Below are 16,512 nucleotides of genomic sequence, written 5' to 3'. Positions count from 1 at the left end.
CGCAATTGGCAATGAACTGGTCCATCGCCTTCGATCCGCTGCTGCCGACCTGGCTTATCATCGCGTTTGCCGCGGCCGGCGCGGCTTTGGTGCTCGCGGCCGTCGTGCGTCGGGTGCGTGGTGCGCTCGTGCGCGCGCTGGCGATCGCAGCGCTGGCGATCGCCCTCCTCAACCCGTCTCTGCGCGATGAGATCCGCACGCCGCTCTCCAGCGTGGTTGCGGTCGTTGTCGACGAAAGCCAAAGCCAGACGATCGAAAACCGGCAGGACGAGACTCGTCAGATCCGGGAGTTGGTCGAACAGGAGCTTGCCGGCCTCGACGGCGTGGAGGTACGCACCATCGTGGTGGATCGCGCCAGCGGCGCCGGGGCGGACGGGACGGAGCTGTTCTCCGCCGCCTACGACGCGCTCTCCGACGTGCCGCCCGACCGGATCGGAGGCGCGATCTTCATCACCGATGGCCAGGTACATGACGCCCCGGCGGAGGGGACGCCGCCGGCGATCGCAGGGCCGGTGCACGCGCTCGTGACCGGACGGCCGGACGAGATCGACCGTCGTATCGTGCTGGAGCGGGTGCCCCGGTTCGGTCTTGTCGATTCCACCCAGATGGTGGAGATGCGGATCGAGGATCAGGGCGGCGTCACGGGCGGCAGCGCTACGCTGACCGTGCGTCGGGATGGGGAGGAGATCGACACCCGCGATGTCGCGATCGGCGAGACGGTGCGCGTGCCGGTCGAAATCACCCATGGCGGCAACAACATCTTCGAGTTCGAGGTGGCGCCGCGCGACGACGAGCTCTCCGACGTCAACAACCAGGCCGTCGCGATCATCGACGGCGTGCGCGACAACCTGCGGGTCCTGCTGGTCTCCGGGGAGCCTCATGCCGGCGAGCGGACCTGGCGCAATCTTCTGAAATCGGACGCCTCGGTGGATCTCGTTCACTTCACCATTCTGCGGCCGCCGGAGAAGCAGGACGGCACGCCGATCAACGAGCTGTCGTTGATCGCGTTTCCCACCCGCGAGCTGTTTTCGGAGAAGATCGACGAGTTCGATCTGATCGTGTTCGACCGCTATCACCGGCGCAACGTGCTGCCGTCGCTCTATTTCGACAACATCGCCCAATATGTCCGCAATGGCGGTGCGCTGCTGGTGGCTTCGGGACCCGACTATGCCAACTTGCAGAGCGTCTATTATACGCCGCTTTCCAGCGTGCTGCCGGCGGAGCCGTCGGGCGATATCCTTGAAGAGCCTTATTATCCGGAGGTCAGCGCGCTCGGCGAGAAGCACCCGGTGACCCGCGACCTGCCGGGGGCCGATGGAGATCCGCCCGATTGGAGCCAGTGGTTCCGGTTGATCGATGCCGCACCGACGGCGGGCGACACGATCATGACCGGCCCGGGAGAGCATCCGCTGCTGCAGCTTGCGCGCCAGGACGAGGGGCGGATCGCGCTGATGCTGTCGGATCATGTCTGGCTGTGGGCGCGCGGCTATGAAGGTGGTGGGCCGTACGTTCCTCTGCTTCGCCGTTTGGCGCATTGGCTGATGAAGGAGCCGGAGCTGGAGGAAGAGGCGCTTCGGCTGAAGCCCAATGGCCAGGAGCTTCTCGTGGAGCGGCAGACGCTTGGCGACGAGGTGGCGCCGGTGACGCTGACGGCGCCCGGCGGCGCCGAGCAGACCGTGGAGCTGGAGCAGGCCGAGCCGGGGTTGTGGCAGGCGCGCGTGCCGGTCGACGAGGTCGGACTTTACCGCGCGAGCGACGGCGACAAGAGCGCGATCGCCCATGTGGGGCCGCCCAACCCGGAAGAGATCGCCGATCTGCGCTCCACCACCGAGCGGATGCAGCCGGCGGCCGACGCCACCAACGGCACCGTCACCAGAGCCGTTCAGGACGGATCGATCGAGCTGCCACGGGTGAGCCTGCGCGATGGTGGCGAGCGCATGGGAGGGCTCGGCTGGATCGGCCTCAAGCGCTCCGAGGCGAGTTCGCTCGACGGCGTGGAGCAGATCCCGCTGTTTTCCGGCTTCCTCGGCCTCGCCGTGCTTCTGGGACTGATCGCCAGCACCTGGTATCGCGAGGGGCACTAGACCCCTTCCGCTTTTCTCGGAATCTCGGAGCGGGTCTCAGTTGTTGTTTCGACGCGCTTGCGAACGGCCAATCGGTTTCCACCTGGCTTGGAAGCGCCCTAAATCCGGCTAACTTCGCTTTCCGCCGCTCACTCCCGCATGTGCGAAAGTGAGCGGGTGGTGCTGTTTCTTCTTTCTTGTCTCAAACCTGTCTCAGACCGGCAGGCGGCGGGCTTCGCCGCGAATCTCGCCGGCGGTCGGGCCGAGGCGGGCGGCCAGGATCCGCCGGGCGTCGACAGGGCCCGGCAGTGTGATCTCGCCGAAGGGCACCGGCTCGAAGCCGAGTGGGCCGTAATAGGGCGGGTCGCCGACGAGAAGCACCAGCCGGTGACCGAGTTCCGCCGCGCGCTCCACCGAGATCCGGACCAGGGCACGGCCGATCCCACGGCTTGCGACGTCGGGGTGCACGGCAAGTGGGCCGAGAAGTTGAGCGTCGGACGTGCCGATCCGGATCGGGGTCAGTCGGACGGAGCCGACGAGACGTCCCTCCCAGGTCGCCACGAACGAAAGCAACGGATCATGGGGGACGCCCTCCCGCAGGCGGTAGGCGGTGCGGGCGAAGCGTCCCGGACCGAAGGCGGCGTCATTGAGATGGTCGATCTCCGGGCAATCGCCCGGCTCTTCGAGGCGGAGGAGATAGGCTTTATCGGTCACCGTCGGAAAACCTCGACAACGGACGTGAGCGCAAACCGCTGGAAACCGCCGAAATCCAGCCGGAGTGGCCGGGCATTTCTGCAATCCCGTGAGAGCTGAGAGGGATGGGCGCACACGATCTGCGCTCTTGGTTTTGCATCCCGCTCCCAGGAGCGGTCGACCGCTCCAGCAGATCAGAAACGAACGAACAGTGCCGGCCCGGAAGGGGCCGCACGTCGGTCGGTCGTTCGTCGTCGCATTCTGGCGGTGCCGTTTCCGCGATCTTGGGCGGAAATGACGGCGCCGATCCGCTGGCCGTTCATTCTGGTTGTCTTGTGCTCCGAAGCGCGGACTGTCGCGACAATCCGCAAAACGGCGGCTTCGCTAGCACGGCGGCTTTCCACTGTCCATGGCAATGAAGGCGCCGCGTGCCGGCCGCATGCCGTTTTGGGCCGGGTGATCCCTTTGGATTGTCAGATGTTCCGGTTCGCCTTAATCATCTCGGATGGGAAAGGCGCCGGGTTCCGCCGCGTCGGGTGGGAGGGCGACGGCGAACCAGCGGGGGCAGGGCCAGCCAGATGAGCTTCGACGTCAATACGCTCTATTCGGCATCCGTGCTGGTTCTCGGATTGGTTGGCGTCCTTCTGTTATGGGCCTGGCTGCAAAGTCGCCACAGCAATGCGCTGGTGTGGTGGGCCTTCGCCTTCATCGTTTCCACGATCGGTGTCGTCCTCCTGTCGGACTGGGATATCCTGCCGGATCTCTGGTCGGTGGAGGTCGCGCTCACCCTGATCGTCGTTGGCCATGGCCTGATCTGGGCGGGGGTGCGCTCATTCGCCGGCAAACCGGTGCCATGGTTCGGCATCCTGATAGGGGCGATCGTATGGATGATCGCCTATCAAACCCAGGCGGTGGAGGAGTCGACCACCGATCGCGTCGTGATCATGGCGCTGCTCTCCATTATCTATTCCGCCCTTACCGCGTTCGAGCTGATCCGCCAGGGCGGCTTCGCGATGCGGTCGGGGCGGGCGGCCGTAGGGCTGCTCGTTCTGCACATCGTCATGCTCCTGCTCCGGATTCCGGTCGCTCGCCAGCTTCCCTTTCCCTTCCAGGATGAAACGGCCGATCCGCATATGGCGCTGTTGACCATCGAACCGATGCTGTTCGCTGTCGCCATCGGGTTCGTGCTTCTGACGCTGACGCGCGAACGCGACGAGGCGATCGAGCACGCGGCGGCGTCCACCGACCCGCTGACCGGCGTACTCAATCGCCGAGGCTTCTTCGATGCGGCGGAGAAACTGCGCCGGCGCGCAGGTCGCCACAAGCATCCGGTCGCCGCGCTGCTTCTGGACATCGACCATTTCAAGGTGGTCAACGACACCTACGGCCATGCGGCTGGGGATGCCGTTCTGGAACGCTTCGCGGCAGGTGTGCGCGAAACCTTGCGGCTTCACGACGTGTTCGGCCGGATCGGCGGCGAAGAGTTCGCCATCGTGTTCGCCGAGGGCGATCAGGAGCAGGTGGGTGCGCTCGCCGAGCGGATCCGCAAGCGGATCGAGGCGCAGCCGATCGACTGGCGCAATACGGAGATCGCGATCACCACCAGTGTCGGCGTGGCGGTGGATCCGCGTCCCACACTGACGGTGGAAGCGCTGCTGGAGGCGGCCGACCGTGCCCTCTACGAGGCCAAAAGGCGCGGTCGCAACCAGGTCGTGGTGGCGAATACGGCGGCCCGCACGATCGACAAACCGGCGGGCGGACCGGTGCCCGACGATCAAATCGATCTCCGAGACACGAGCGGAACAAGCCTGTCGTGAGGCGCCCGTTCCGGCCGTTGCGCGACCCAAAGCATCTGCTTCTGCTTGACGTCGGTTTTGGACCTGTTCCGCTTTTCTCGGACTCACGGAGCGGGCTTAAGTTCTTGTTTTGAAGCGTTTTTGTACGGCCATCCGGCACCCACTTGGTCTGGAAACGCTCTAGGAGAGTGCGCCGATCAGCCGGCGCATGAAGTCCGTTCCCGCTTCAAGCTGCTCCACCGCGATGAATTCGTCGGGCTGATGGGCCTGGTCGATCGAGCCGGGCCCGCACACCACGACGTCCCAGCCGGGCTCGCGGAACTGGCCGGCTTCCGTGCCGTAGGATACCGCGTGCAGGCCGTTGTCGCCGGTCAGGCGACGGCACAGCGTCTCAGCCTCGTTTATCGGTTCCGGCACCAGACCGGGCACATGGGCGCGAATGGCGACCTCGACGCCGGCTTCCGGCGCAATCGCCTTCATTTTCGGCTCGATCTCTTCGGCAACGTAGCGGCGGTAGCGGTCGTAGTAGGAGAGGGGATCGTCGTCGGGAAGCGCGCGGATATCGGTGACGAACCGGCACTCCTGCGCGACGATGTTGTGGGCGGTGCCGCCGTTGATCATGCCGGTGTGGATGGTGGTGAAGGGCGGGTCGAACAGGCTGTCGGGTGCCGGATGCGCCATGTTCTCCCGCAGCATGTCGTCCAGGAAGGCAACCAGCCGGGCGGCATTTGTCACCGCCGAGACACCCAGATGGATCTGGCTGGAATGAACCGGCCGCCCGCGCACCACGGTGGTAAACGAGAAAGTGGTCTTCTGGCCCGTGACGACCGCCATCGATGTCGGTTCCCCCACGATCACGGCGGCCGGCCGGGGCAGGTGAGCGGCCATGTCGGCAATCATGGACGGTGCGCCGACGCAGCCGATCTCCTCGTCATAGGAAAATGCGAAATGGATGGGCCGCTTCAGTTTAGCGCGAACCATGTCCGGCACTTGCGCGAGCGCGGTGGCGACGAACCCTTTCATGTCGCAGGTGCCCCGCCCGTAGAGCCGGCCATCGCGCTCGGTGACCGTCCAGGGATCGCTGGTCCAGTTCTGCCCTTCCACCGGCACGACGTCGGTGTGTCCCGACAGCACCACGCCGCCCTCCACGGTGGGACCGATCGTCGCGTAGAGGTTCGCCTTGGTGCCGGACGTGTCGTAGATGAGCGAGCTCGCGACGCCGAATCCGTCGAGATAGTTCCTGACGAACTCGATCAGGGCCAGATTGCTGTTGCTGGAAACCGTCGCAAACGCGACGAGCCGGTCCAACATTTCGCGCGAGGTCGATGTGGCCGGGAACGGGAACGTCGGCACTTTAGCTCTCCCTGGATCACGATGATTATTGGGTCCACCCCCCAAAATCATGCGACGTGATCGGTGTTCGAACAGGAACCTGAATGCGGCCGGGCAGGCGGTCTCCTCTTGCCCGGAACCGCTTTTTCCGACACCTCCGACCGACTGTCCACGCCCGCTCGCAGATCGGCGAGTGGGGTCGGCATCACTCGTATCGTCAACCGGGAGGCTTGCACGCAAGTCGCATGCCCATTTCTGCTGAAAGCTCCTCGTCGGTCAATTCGCAACGTCCTGCGCGCGAGCGCGGACGGCCGCTTGGGTCGCTCGCGCTCTCGACGGGAAGCCGGTTGCAGCGGTTGCGTTTGGCGAGCGGGCTGGTGCTGTTCGTCTTCGTCCTCGCCCATCTTCTGAACCACGCGCTCGGCATCGTCTCGCTCGCCTGGATGGACGCCGTGGAAGATGTGCGCACCGCGCTGTGGCGCTCGTTGCCGGGTACGGTTCTGCTCTACGGCGCACTTTTGGTGCATGCGACGCTCGCGATCATACGGGTCGCGCGGCGACGCACCGTGCGCATGCCGGTCTGGGAGGCGGTGCAAATCGTGCTTGGGCTGCTGATTCCGTTTCTGCTGGTTCAGCACGCCGTCGGCACGCGCGGGCTGAATGAGGTGTTCGGGTTCGACGACACCTATCGGACGGTTCTCGGGGTGTTGTGGCCGGGAAATGCGGTGACGCAGACGCTGCTGCTGCTTCTGGTCTGGGTGCACGGCTGCATCGGCCTTCATTTCTGGCTGCGCCTCAAGCCGTTTTACGCGCAATGGGCGCCCTGGTTGCTGGCGGTCGCGGTCGCCGTACCGCTGCTGTCGAGCTGGGGGTGGATCGAAGCCGCGCGCCGGCTTGCGCTGTCCGACGCGCCGCCAGGCATGCCCTCCGCCCAGATGGGCGCTTGGGCGAACGGCACGATCTACGCCTTCCGAACCGGCTACATCATGCTGATGGCAGCCGTTTTGGTGGCGTTTCCGCTCCTTGCGGGCGCGCGACTGCGCGGCCGGGGGCTCAAGATCACCTATCCCAATGGTCAGGTGGTGCGCGCGATGCCCGGTCCGACCCTTCTGGAAGTCAGCCGGATGGGTGGCATTCCTCATGCCGCCGTTTGCGGTGGTCGAGCCCGGTGCTCGACCTGTCGCGTCCGGATCGCCGCCAGCGATGAGGACATCGCCCCGCCGGGACCGACGGAGGCGCGCGTGCTGGCGCGTATCGATGCGCCGGCCGATGTGCGCCTTGCCTGCCAGGTTCGCCCCACCTCCAACATGGTGGTGCAGCCGTTGTTGCCGATGGAGGCGCTCTCCGGCGAGCAGGATCCGATAGGAGCCTCCTATCGGTGGGGGCGCGAACAGTCGGTGGCCGTGTTATTCGTCGATATGCGCGGCTTCACGACCCTCTCGGAGGGCCGCTATCCCTACGATGTCGTCTACCTGCTGAACGAATATCTGAGCGCCATGAGCGCTGCGGTGACGGCCAACGGCGGCTATGTCGACAAATTCATCGGCGATGCGGTGATGGCGATCTTCGGGATCGGTACCTCGGCGGAAAAGGGCGCCCGGGCGGCGCTGGCGGCGAGCGGCGACATGGTGCGGGCGCTGGAACAGCTCAACCGATCGTTCGGGTCGCAGCTCCCCTCGTCGATCCGCATCGGGGTGGGCATCCACACCGGCCCGGCCGTGCTTGGACGGATCGGCGTCGCCGGCGCGCATCAGCAATTCGGCCTGACGGCGCTGGGCGACACCGTCAACGTCGCCAGCCGGCTCGAAGACGCCACGAAGGAGCTCGCCACCACGCTGGTGGTCTCCGCCGACACGATCACCGCGGCCGGGGTTGCGGTATCCGAGGCGCGAACCGCCAAGATCGTGGTGCGCGGACGTCACCAGCCGTTCGAGGTGTTCGCCATCGACGACCCGACGGTGTTCTCTTTCGATCGCACGCCGGTCGGGCGTGTCGCCCGCCGGTTCCGCTTTCGCAAGCCGGCGTCGCTATGAGCTGCTGTCAGCCCGATTTGCCAGCCGATCGAGATCGAAGCGGTCCATATCGGAAAGCAGCGCGACCAGACCGCGCGCGGCATGGTCGAGCGCGACGGCGCCTTTTTCCGCGGTGGCGATGGCGGCATTGCCGACCGCACCGGTTGGATTGAGGTCCTGTGCCATCCAGCCGAAGCCGTGCGGACCGTGGGCGGTGAGGTGCTGAAATTCGGCCAGGAAGTCGAGCTGGGTGGAGTGGAAGTCGGAGGCCTTGTCCATATCCACCAAATCGGGCCGAAGATGCAGCATTACGGAGGTCTCGCGCTCGTCGCCATGAATGCCGTAGGCTGCGCCGGCCGGATCGAAGGTGCCGTTGGGCGGCGGAAACCGGAACCAGCCGGTGTGGACGGCCAGCATGCCCAGCCGGACGCGCAATTCGCGCACGACCACGTCGATCAGCGCGACATTACCGCCATGGGCGTTCAGGATCAGGAGCTTGCGCACTCCGGCCCGGTGCACGCTCTCGCCGATCTCGACCCATGAGCGAATGACGGTGTCCCACGAGAGCGTGAGCGTGCCGGGCGAAGCGATGTGCTCGTTCGACTTGCCGATCGCCTGGAGCGGCAGCACCGTGACAGGCAGGTCATCGGGCAGCAACGCCACCATGCGTGCGACGACGCCTTGGGCGATCGTCGCATCGGTGGAGACCGGCAGATGCGGCCCGTGCTGCTCTGTCGCGGCGACCGGTAGCACCGCGATCCAGCGCGCGGTGTCTGCCTCGGCGAACATTTCGGCGGTCATGTCGCCCCAGATGCGGGCGGGCAACGTCGTGCGGGGGGCCATGGAGCTACCGATCTGTCCCCAGCACCAGCGTGCCGAGCCGACGTGCGTCCGTCACGACCGGGCCTTTCCGGCGGCGAGCGCTTCTATTTCGACCTTGAATTCGGGCCGGGAGAAGCCGGAGACGATCATCAGCGTGGACGCCGGCGCTCGGGCCCCCACGAACCGGTCGCGCGCCCGCATATAGCCGGCGAGATCGGCGCGGTCGGTCACGAAGGCGTTGAGCCGCACGATGTCGTCCGCGCAGAGCGCGGCCGATTTCAGGATTTCCACGATGTTGGAAAAGCAGATCTCGGCCTGGGCTTCGACGTCCGCCGGTACCTGATCGTCGGGCGTGGCGCCGAGCTGTCCGGAACAGACGAGAAGCCGGTAGCCCGCCGGCACTTCGATGCCATGGGCATAGTTGGCGAACGGTGCGCGAATGGTTTCGGGCGTATGTGGTGTGAGCAATGTAAAATGCTCCCCCGGTCGGAAGTGACGACGGTTGAACCTACCGCAAATGGACCGTGGCCGATATGGTGACGCGCTGGCGCCCTGGCACGTCGGTTGCAAATTTCCCATGCTGTCGCCCCGCCGCGAGGACGAGAGGACCGATGACTCGACCCAGCCGAATTGCCATTCCGTGTCTCGCCCTGATCGCCGCCACGGCAGTCGCCTCCGGCGCGTGGGGAGCGGAGCTGAAAAAGGTCTCGTTCGGGACCAACTGGCTGCCGGAAGCCGAACACGGTGGCTACTATCAGGCGGTCGCCGACGGCTCCTATGCCGATTGCGGCCTTGACGTGACGATCCTGCCCGGAGGGCCTCAGGTGAATAACCGGGCCCTGCTTCTGGCCGGCAAGATCGAATTTCACATGGGCGGCAACCTGATCCAGGCGTTCTCCGCCGTGGAGCAGGACATTCCGCTCAAGGTCGTGGCCGCGCATTTTCAGAAGGAGCCCCAGGTCATTCTGACCCATCCGGGGCAGGGGCTGGATAGCTGGGGCAGCCTGAAGGACATCAAGCTGTTCATCGGCGAGAATGGCTTCCAATCCTACTATCAGTGGATGATAGCGGCCTACGGCTTCAAGGCGAGCCAGCGCGCGCCCTACACGTTCAATCCGGCGCCGTTCCTGGCCGATCCGAAATCCGGCCAGCAGGGCTATGTGACCTCCGAGCCGTTCGCGATCGAGAAGGCGGGCGGGTTCGAGCCGAACATCTTCCTGATCGCGGACTATGGCTTCGACACCTACGCCTCTACGGTGGAGGTGATGGACGAGATGATCGAGACCGGTCCGGAAGCGGTGCAGTGCTTCGTCGATGCGTCCGCGCGCGGCTGGTACACCTATCTCTATGGAGACCCGTCGGCCGGCGATGAGTTGATCTTGACGTCCAATCCGGAGATGACGCCGGAGCAGCTTGCCTTCACGCGCAAGATGCTGAGGGACTATGGCATCGTCGATTCCGGCGATGCCCGCACGCTGGGCATCGGAGCGATGACGGACGCGCGCTTCAATAGCTTCTACGAGAAAATGGTCGATGCGGGCGTCGTGCCGGATGGCCTCGACATCGCCTCTTCCTATACGCTCGATTTCGTCGACAAAGGGGTCGGGCTCGATCTCAGAAAGACGCTGACGGGGGAATAGGCCGCTCGCCGGATCGACGTCGGGCTTTGGACGAAGGAGCAAGTCATGACGCCACATGCCGACGGACCGATCGGAGCACGGGAGGCGCCGGCGCTCGCGTTGCGGGGTGTCACGAAGAGCTTTCCCTCCGGAACCACCGCGCTCGCCGGGGTGGATCTGGCCGTGCGTCCTGGCGAGGTCCTGAGCCTGCTTGGTCCGTCCGGCTGCGGCAAGTCCACCGTGCTGAGGTTGATCGCCGGCTTGATCGAGCCCACGGCCGGCAGCATCGAGCGGGCCGGGCGCGCGGAGGAGCGCGACATTGGGTTCGTGTTCCAGGAACCCACTTTGATGCCGTGGGCCAACGCGTTCACCAATGTTTGGCTGCCGCTGCGGCTAAAGGGCATGTCGAAGCGGGCGGCCGAGGAGCGGGTGATGACCGCGCTCTCCGGCGTCGGGCTTGCCGATTTCGCGAACGCCTATCCGCGCGAGCTCTCCGGCGGGATGCGGATGCGGGTCTCCATCGCTCGCGCCCTGGTCACCGAGCCGAGCCTTCTGCTTCTCGACGAGCCATTTGCCGCGCTCGACGAGATCACCCGCTTCAAGCTTAACAACGACCTGCTCGAGCTCTGGCAGCGTCATGGCTTCACCGTGGTGTTCGTGACGCATTCGGTGTTCGAATCGGTTTATCTCTCCAGCCGCATTGCCGTGATGGCCGCGCGTCCTGGCCGGGTTGTGCGCACGCTTCGGATCGACGAGCCCTATCCCAGGCACGATGCCTTCCGCACCAGCGAGGCCTATGCCGGCTTTTGCCGCGAAACGTCTGCGGCGCTGGCCATGGCCATGGATGCGGAGGAGGCGGCGTAACGGACCGGCGAACGTGTCGACAACCAGCCTCACGTCATCGGATGAGGACAAGACGGACAATCGGGCTCGGCCCGCGCCGGTCTCCGGTCGAGGTCGGACCGCCATGACGGGACGCAGGATGGAGCGGGCGATCCGGATCCTGCTGCCGTTGGCGGCGCTGGCGCTCCTGATTGGGGCCTGGGAGCTGGTCGTCGTCGCCTATCAGATCCCGCCCTACATCCTGCCGGGTCCGGGCGCGGTGGCCGCGACGCTGGTGGCCGATTGGCCGATCCTGTCGGAAGCTTTGATCAACACGCTCGCGATCACCGCGTTGGCGCTCGTGGTGGCGACCGTCGGCGGTGTCGGACTCGCCATCATGTTTTCCCAGTCGCGGCTGGTGGAATATGCACTGTTTCCAATCGCGGTGGTGCTGCAGGTGACGCCGGTGGTCGCGATCTTTCCGCTCATCAACATCTACGTCGACAACACCACGACCAAGCTTCTCATCTGTGCGTGGATCGTCGCCTTTTTCCCAATCCTCTCCAACACCACGGTCGGTCTGAACTCTGCGGACCGCAACCTACACAGCCTGTTCACCCTTTATGGCGCGAGCCGCTGGCAGGTGCTGCGCTATCTCCGGCTGCCCTCGGCGATGCCCTATTTCCTGGCCGGGCTCAGGATCGCCGGCGGGCTGTCGCTGATCGGCGCGGTGGTGGCGGAGTTCGTCGCGGGCACGGCCGGGTTCGGCTCCGGGCTCGCGTTCCGTATCATCGAGGCTGGTTACCGGCTCAACACGGCGCGCATGTTCGCCGCCCTCATCCTGATCTCGCTGGCGGGCGTCGTGATCTATCTGGTTCTGAGCCTGGTCTCTCACCTGATCCTGCATCGCTGGCACGAAAGCGCGATCGGTCGGGAGCGCTGACGATGGGCTGGCACGATCGCCTGACGCCGGGGACGCGACCGGTCCGATTGCGCCGGGCCAGCGTTCCGGTCGCGCTGTGTCCCGCGCTTCGCGCGACGGCGGATGCCAGAGGGCTCGCACTTGCCGATATCGCGCTGGCCGATGGTCGGATCGCGGCGATTTCGCCGAGCGATCCGGAATGGCCCGACCCCGAGGCCGTCGATCTCGATCACGGGTTGGTGCTGCCGACGTTTGCCGACATACACACCCATCTCGACAAGGGCCATATCTGGCCGCGAACCGACAACCCGGACGGCACGTTTGCCGCCGCCCTGGACGCAGCCGGTGCCGATCGCGATCAGCACTGGAATGCCGACGACGTCCGACGGCGAATGGATTTTTCGCTCAGATCCGCCGAGGCGCACGGGACCCGTCTGATCCGAACCCACCTGGACTCCATCCCGCCTCAGAATGCGATCACTTGGCCGCTCTTTGCGGAGCTTCGTGACGCTTGGCGCGGCCGGATCGAGCTGCAGGGCGTCGCACTGATCGGAATTGACGAGCTGCCGGAGGGCGCGGCGCTCGATGCCTATGTCCGCCTCGTCGCCGATCATGGCGGGCTCCTCGGGGCGGCGATCTATCCGATGCCGGATCTGGATCAGCGCCTCGCCCGACTGTTCGACGCGGCCAGCCGCCATGGGCTGGGGCTCGATCTGCATGTCGACGAAAGCGGGGATCCCGCCGCCGACGGGCTCGCCCGAGTTGCGGAGATGGCGATTGCGGTCGACGTGCCCGGACCGGTGGTCGTCGGCCATTGCTGCTCGCTTGCCGTCCAGGACGAGTCGGAGGTTCGCCGCACGCTCGACAAGGTGGCGCGCGCCGGCCTCGGTGTGGTCACGCTGCCGCTCTGCAATCTCTATCTGCAGGATCGCCATCCCGGCCGGACGCCGCGCTGGCGCGGCGTGACGCTCGTCCACGAGATGCGGGAGCGAGACATTCCCGTCGCAATTGCGAGCGACAACACGCGGGATCCGTTTTACGCGTACGGCGATCTCGATATGCTCGAAGTGTTCCGTGCCGCAACGCGGATCCTGCATCTCGACCATCCCTTCGGCGGTTGGCCGGCCGCGGTCTGCCGGACACCGGCCGAATTGATGGGATTCGAAGGGGTGGGGGCGATCGCGGAAGGGGCCGCGGCGGACCTCGTGGTGTTTCGGGCAAGGACGTTCAGCGAACTGCTTGCCCGCAGCCAGGACGATCGGATCGTGATGCGGAACGCGCAGGTGATCGCCCGCCGGGTGCCCGATTACCGGGAACTCGACGACGTGGTGGGAGGATGAGAATGCCGGATCTCGAGGCGCTGGCGGCCGAGCTTGAGGGCATCAAGCTGGAAACGCACCCTTCGCTGGTCAAGCAGAAGAGCCGGGACTTCTTCTGGTACTCGCCGGTTCTGAAGCGGCAGCTCGATCACGTGACCGGCGATATCGTCGCCACGCCGAAGAGCGAGGCGGACGTGTCGCGGGTGCTGGCGACCTGTTTCCGCCACGATGTGGCCGTCACCGTGCGCGGCGCCGGCACCGGCAACTATGGCCAGGCGATGCCGCTGGCCGGTGGCCTCGTGCTCAATCTTGCCGAGATGACCGCAGTCAAGTCGATCGAGCCGGGGCTCGTGGTGACCGAGCCGGGCGCGATCATCGCCGATATCGACCGTCAGACCCGGGCCGACAGCGGACAGGAGCTCCGCATGCATCCCTCCACCCACCGGACCGCCTCGATCGGCGGCTTCGTTGCCGGCGGGTCGGGCGGCATCGGCTCTGTGCGCTGGGGCGGCTTGCGCGATCTCGGCAACATCGTGCGCGCCAAGGTCATGACCATGGAGGCCGAGCCGCGCACCTTCGATCTGGTTGGCGAGGACATCCACAAGGTCAGCCATGCGTACGGCACCAATGGCGTCATCACCGAGCTCGCGATGCCGCTGACGGCCGCCTACGACTGGGTCGACGTGATCGTCGGCTTCGAGGCGCTGTCGACGGCCTCCGCCTTCGCCGACATGATCGCCAACGAGGACGGGATCCTGACCAAGGAGGTGGCTGTGGTCGCCGCCCCCGCCGGCCACGATTATTTTCTGCGCCATCAGCACTTCATCGGGGCGCAGCAGCACGTGGTGGTGATGCTGGTCGCGCCGTTCGCGCTCGATGCGGTGGCAAGCTTGGTCGGCCGGGCGCGGGGCGCCCTTCTGTTCCGTTCCGACCGGGTCGCGGAGAGCGAACGCGCCACCCTGCCGCCGGCCTACGAGCTGACCTGGAACCACACCACGCTGCGAGCCCTGCGGGTCGATCCGACCGTCACCTATCTCCAGGTGCTCTATCCTTATCCCGATCATCTGGCGAAGGTTGCCGCCCTTGCCGACCGGTTCGGCGACGAGGTGATCACGCACCTTGAATTCGTCCGCTTCGACGGCACGGTCACGTGCTTCGGTCTTCCGCTCGTGCGCTTCACCAGCGAGGATCGGCTGGAGGAGATCGTGGCGATCCACGAGGCGGAGGGCTGTCCGGTCTTCAATCCGCATCGCTACACGCTGGAAGAGGGCGGTATGAAGCGTACCGACGAGGTGCAGCTCGATTTCAAGCGCGGGTCGGATCCCAAAGGGCTCCTCAATCCCGGTAAGATGGTCGCCTGGGACGACCCGGATTTCGATCTGTCGCAGAAGAAGACTTGGCTGTTTCCGGGGCTGCAACGATGAGTGCGGTGCGCGTCGCGATCAGCTCGGGGACGCGGTGAACGTTCTCGTCGTCTACGCCCATCCCTGCCCGGAGAGCTTCAACGCCGCCGTGAAGGATAAGGTGGTGACGACGCTGGAAGCGGCCGGCCATCTTGTCCGCGTGGCGGATCTCTATGCGGAAGGCTTTCAGCCGGCGATGGATGCGGCCGAGCGGCGACGCTACCACGATGCCGGCGAAAATGAGCACGGCGTTACCCGCGAGATCGAGCGGATCAAGTGGGCTCAGGCGCTGGTCTTCGTCTATCCGACCTGGTGGTTCGGACTGCCGGCGATGCTGAAAGGGTGGCTTGATCGGTCGTTCGTGCCCCATATGGCATTCGCCATGCCGCCGGAGAGCGAAAGCTTGTCCGGCAAGCTCGACCACATTCGCGTCGTTGGCGTGGTGACCACTTGCGGGGCCAATTGGATGGTCTCGAAACTGATGGGCGAACCAGGCCGCAAGATGCTTGTGCGCGGCATCCGCGGGCTCTGTGCGCGGCAATGCCGCACCTTCTATTGCGCACTTTATAAGATGGACACGGTGAGCGAGGGCGAGCGACGGCGCTATCTCAATGAGATCGCGCGCACGCTGACCCGTTCGCTCGGCCATTGACGCGAATGATGAGCCGGCGAACCATCGCGGTAGACGGGGAGCGAAGAATGTTGACCCAATATGGCAACGACATTGCCGAAAACCGGGTGGTCGACTACCGTTTTTGAGGCGATTCGCTGGCGGTCCGTTCGGAGTCATTCAGCCGTCATTGCGGCTTGCTACTACAGGCGGCACGATGTCATTCAATTATCGAAAGACGGCGACCTATCGTCTCGCGCAAGCCGCGAAAGCGCACCGGGTGCGGTCCGGCGGGCATTTGAGTCGTATTGGGCTGCATCCGGGGCAGGAATTCGTTCTGAAGGCGCTGGCGGACACCGACGGCCAGACCATGAGCGAGCTCGCTGCGGTTCTCGGCGTGCAGCCGCCGACGGTGACCAAGATGATCAGCCGGCTTGCCGCCCATGGGCTGGTGGAGCGCCAAAGCTCCGAATCCGACGGCCGTCTGGCGCGGGTCTTCCTGACGGAGGACGGGCGGGCGCGGATCGCCGACGTCGATCGGGCCTGGAAGCGTCTCGAAAAGGAAGCCCTGAGCGGTATCGACGACAAGGACCGCAAGCGTTTGCGCAAGCTCTTGCGGGTTATCGAAAAGAACCTTGCCGCCGCCGGCGGCTTTTCCGATGCCGTCGATGAGGATCCCGACGAGGTCGAAGAAGCCGCCGAAGCTTGATGCTGTTGGCGCCCGCTTCGAAGGTCGCAGAATCCAGCACACGCGTGGCGGTCGCCCGGCACGCCGCAAAAGCCTCTCAGCCCGTGGATTTCTTTGTTTCCCTGGCGGCACCTCGCGTCGGTCCAAGCGTGCGGGGCGGCAAAGGCTATGGCGGTTAGGTCCGACACGGATCTGGAAGTCGCCGTTTCCGCAATCAAAGCCGCAAAGCTGCGATGCAGATCGACAGTCGGATCGATCCAACACATGCGCGGAACCAAAGCCGGTAGGTTGGCAAGAGCTCGGATTCCCGAAATAGGCGTCGGTCCAGCCCGCATGCTGGGCAGAACGATTAGATGCTGAGCAATGCTCTCTGTGGATAGTCCGTGCACTCAACTGACTTGATCCTGGCAC

The 16,512-nt window shown here is 65.4% G+C and carries 14 protein-coding genes; 10 read left to right on the top strand and 4 right to left on the bottom strand.

Annotation, left to right across the window (positions count from 1 at the left end):
- Nucleotides 1-11 precede the first annotated feature (11 nt).
- Nucleotides 12-2,084 (top strand): hypothetical protein, encoded by a 2,073-nt coding sequence (locus HNS03_RS01730; RefSeq protein ID WP_367192616.1) that lies wholly within the window; start codon nt 12-14, stop codon nt 2,082-2,084.
- Between the two features lie 192 nt (nt 2,085-2,276).
- Here the strand turns inward: HNS03_RS01730 and HNS03_RS01725 are convergent, their stop codons facing one another.
- A complete protein-coding gene (locus tag HNS03_RS01725) occupies nt 2,277-2,777 on the bottom strand; it encodes a GNAT family N-acetyltransferase (protein ID WP_367192615.1) in 501 nt (166 codons plus the stop codon).
- Between the two features lie 557 nt (nt 2,778-3,334).
- Here HNS03_RS01725 and HNS03_RS01720 point away from each other — a divergent pair.
- Entirely contained in the window at nt 3,335-4,573 is a 1,239-nt protein-coding gene (locus HNS03_RS01720; RefSeq protein ID WP_367192613.1) for a GGDEF domain-containing protein, read from the top strand.
- Nucleotides 4,574-4,732: 159 nt separating this feature from the next.
- On the opposite strand, the gene argE is transcribed toward HNS03_RS01720, so the two are convergent.
- Complete coding sequence (argE, locus tag HNS03_RS01715; protein WP_367192612.1) at nt 4,733-5,905, bottom strand: acetylornithine deacetylase; 1,173 nt, start codon at nt 5,903-5,905, stop codon at nt 4,733-4,735.
- 326 nt (nt 5,906-6,231) lie between these two features.
- Here argE and HNS03_RS01710 point away from each other — a divergent pair, with 326 nt between their 5' ends.
- Nucleotides 6,232-7,917, top strand: a complete 1,686-nt coding sequence (locus HNS03_RS01710) for an adenylate/guanylate cyclase domain-containing protein (RefSeq protein ID WP_367192610.1) — start codon at nt 6,232-6,234, stop codon at nt 7,915-7,917.
- Here the strand turns inward: HNS03_RS01710 and HNS03_RS01705 are convergent.
- Complete coding sequence (locus HNS03_RS01705) at nt 7,912-8,739, bottom strand: creatininase family protein (protein ID WP_367192609.1); 828 nt, start codon at nt 8,737-8,739, stop codon at nt 7,912-7,914. The two genes, HNS03_RS01710 and HNS03_RS01705, sit on opposite strands and share 6 nt — an antisense overlap.
- Nucleotides 8,740-8,790: 51 nt before the next feature.
- A complete protein-coding gene (locus tag HNS03_RS01700) occupies nt 8,791-9,186 on the bottom strand; it encodes a RidA family protein (RefSeq protein WP_367192607.1) in 396 nt (131 codons plus the stop codon).
- Nucleotides 9,187-9,329: 143 nt separating this feature from the next.
- Here HNS03_RS01700 and HNS03_RS01695 point away from each other — a divergent pair, with 143 nt between their 5' ends.
- The 7 genes from HNS03_RS01695 to HNS03_RS01665 all read left to right on the top strand — a co-directional run bounded on the left by HNS03_RS01695 (nt 9,330) and on the right by HNS03_RS01665 (nt 16,122).
- Nucleotides 9,330-10,358, top strand: a complete 1,029-nt coding sequence (locus HNS03_RS01695) for an ABC transporter substrate-binding protein (protein WP_367192606.1) — start codon at nt 9,330-9,332, stop codon at nt 10,356-10,358.
- 45 nt (nt 10,359-10,403) lie between these two features.
- Nucleotides 10,404-11,201 (top strand): ABC transporter ATP-binding protein, encoded by a 798-nt coding sequence (locus HNS03_RS01690; protein WP_367192604.1) that lies wholly within the window; start codon nt 10,404-10,406, stop codon nt 11,199-11,201.
- A gap of 103 nt (nt 11,202-11,304) precedes the next feature.
- Nucleotides 11,305-12,102: an ABC transporter permease gene (locus tag HNS03_RS01685; RefSeq protein WP_367192603.1), complete on the top strand. Its 798-nt coding sequence runs from the start codon at nt 11,305-11,307 to the stop codon at nt 12,100-12,102.
- A gap of 2 nt (nt 12,103-12,104) precedes the next feature.
- Complete coding sequence (locus HNS03_RS01680; protein WP_367192601.1) at nt 12,105-13,421, top strand: cytosine deaminase; 1,317 nt, start codon at nt 12,105-12,107, stop codon at nt 13,419-13,421.
- Nucleotides 13,422-13,423: 2 nt separating this feature from the next.
- Entirely contained in the window at nt 13,424-14,824 is a 1,401-nt protein-coding gene (locus HNS03_RS01675) for an FAD-binding oxidoreductase (RefSeq protein ID WP_367192600.1), read from the top strand.
- A gap of 34 nt (nt 14,825-14,858) precedes the next feature.
- Nucleotides 14,859-15,455 carry an NAD(P)H-dependent oxidoreductase gene (locus tag HNS03_RS01670; RefSeq protein ID WP_367192599.1) on the top strand — a complete coding sequence of 199 codons (597 nt, stop codon included), beginning with the start codon at nt 14,859-14,861 and terminating at the stop codon, nt 15,453-15,455.
- Between the two features lie 175 nt (nt 15,456-15,630).
- Nucleotides 15,631-16,122: a MarR family winged helix-turn-helix transcriptional regulator gene (locus HNS03_RS01665; RefSeq protein ID WP_367192598.1), complete on the top strand. Its 492-nt coding sequence runs from the start codon at nt 15,631-15,633 to the stop codon at nt 16,120-16,122.
- Nucleotides 16,123-16,512: the final 390 nt, after the last annotated feature.

Origin of the sequence: Amorphus sp. 3PC139-8 (assembly GCF_040750475.1) — a bacterium.
Taxonomy (GTDB): Bacteria; Pseudomonadota; Alphaproteobacteria; order Rhizobiales; family Amorphaceae; genus Amorphus.
The sequence above is the reverse complement of the archived record's forward strand: the minus strand, read 5'-3'. Positions and strand labels throughout refer to the sequence as shown.

Coding starts and splice junctions, on each gene's coding strand:
- HNS03_RS01730 (WP_367192616.1), top strand. CDS start 12: ATGAACTGGTCCATCGCCTTCGATCCGCTGCTGCCGACCTGGCTTATC.
- HNS03_RS01720 (WP_367192613.1), top strand. CDS start 3,335: ATGAGCTTCGACGTCAATACGCTCTATTCGGCATCCGTGCTGGTTCTC.
- HNS03_RS01705 (WP_367192609.1), bottom strand. CDS start 8,739: ATGGCCCCCCGCACGACGTTGCCCGCCCGCATCTGGGGCGACATGACC.
- HNS03_RS01695 (WP_367192606.1), top strand. CDS start 9,330: ATGACTCGACCCAGCCGAATTGCCATTCCGTGTCTCGCCCTGATCGCC.
- HNS03_RS01690 (WP_367192604.1), top strand. CDS start 10,404: ATGACGCCACATGCCGACGGACCGATCGGAGCACGGGAGGCGCCGGCG.
- HNS03_RS01685 (WP_367192603.1), top strand. CDS start 11,305: ATGACGGGACGCAGGATGGAGCGGGCGATCCGGATCCTGCTGCCGTTG.
- HNS03_RS01680 (WP_367192601.1), top strand. CDS start 12,105: ATGGGCTGGCACGATCGCCTGACGCCGGGGACGCGACCGGTCCGATTG.
- HNS03_RS01675 (WP_367192600.1), top strand. CDS start 13,424: ATGCCGGATCTCGAGGCGCTGGCGGCCGAGCTTGAGGGCATCAAGCTG.
- HNS03_RS01665 (WP_367192598.1), top strand. CDS start 15,631: ATGTCATTCAATTATCGAAAGACGGCGACCTATCGTCTCGCGCAAGCC.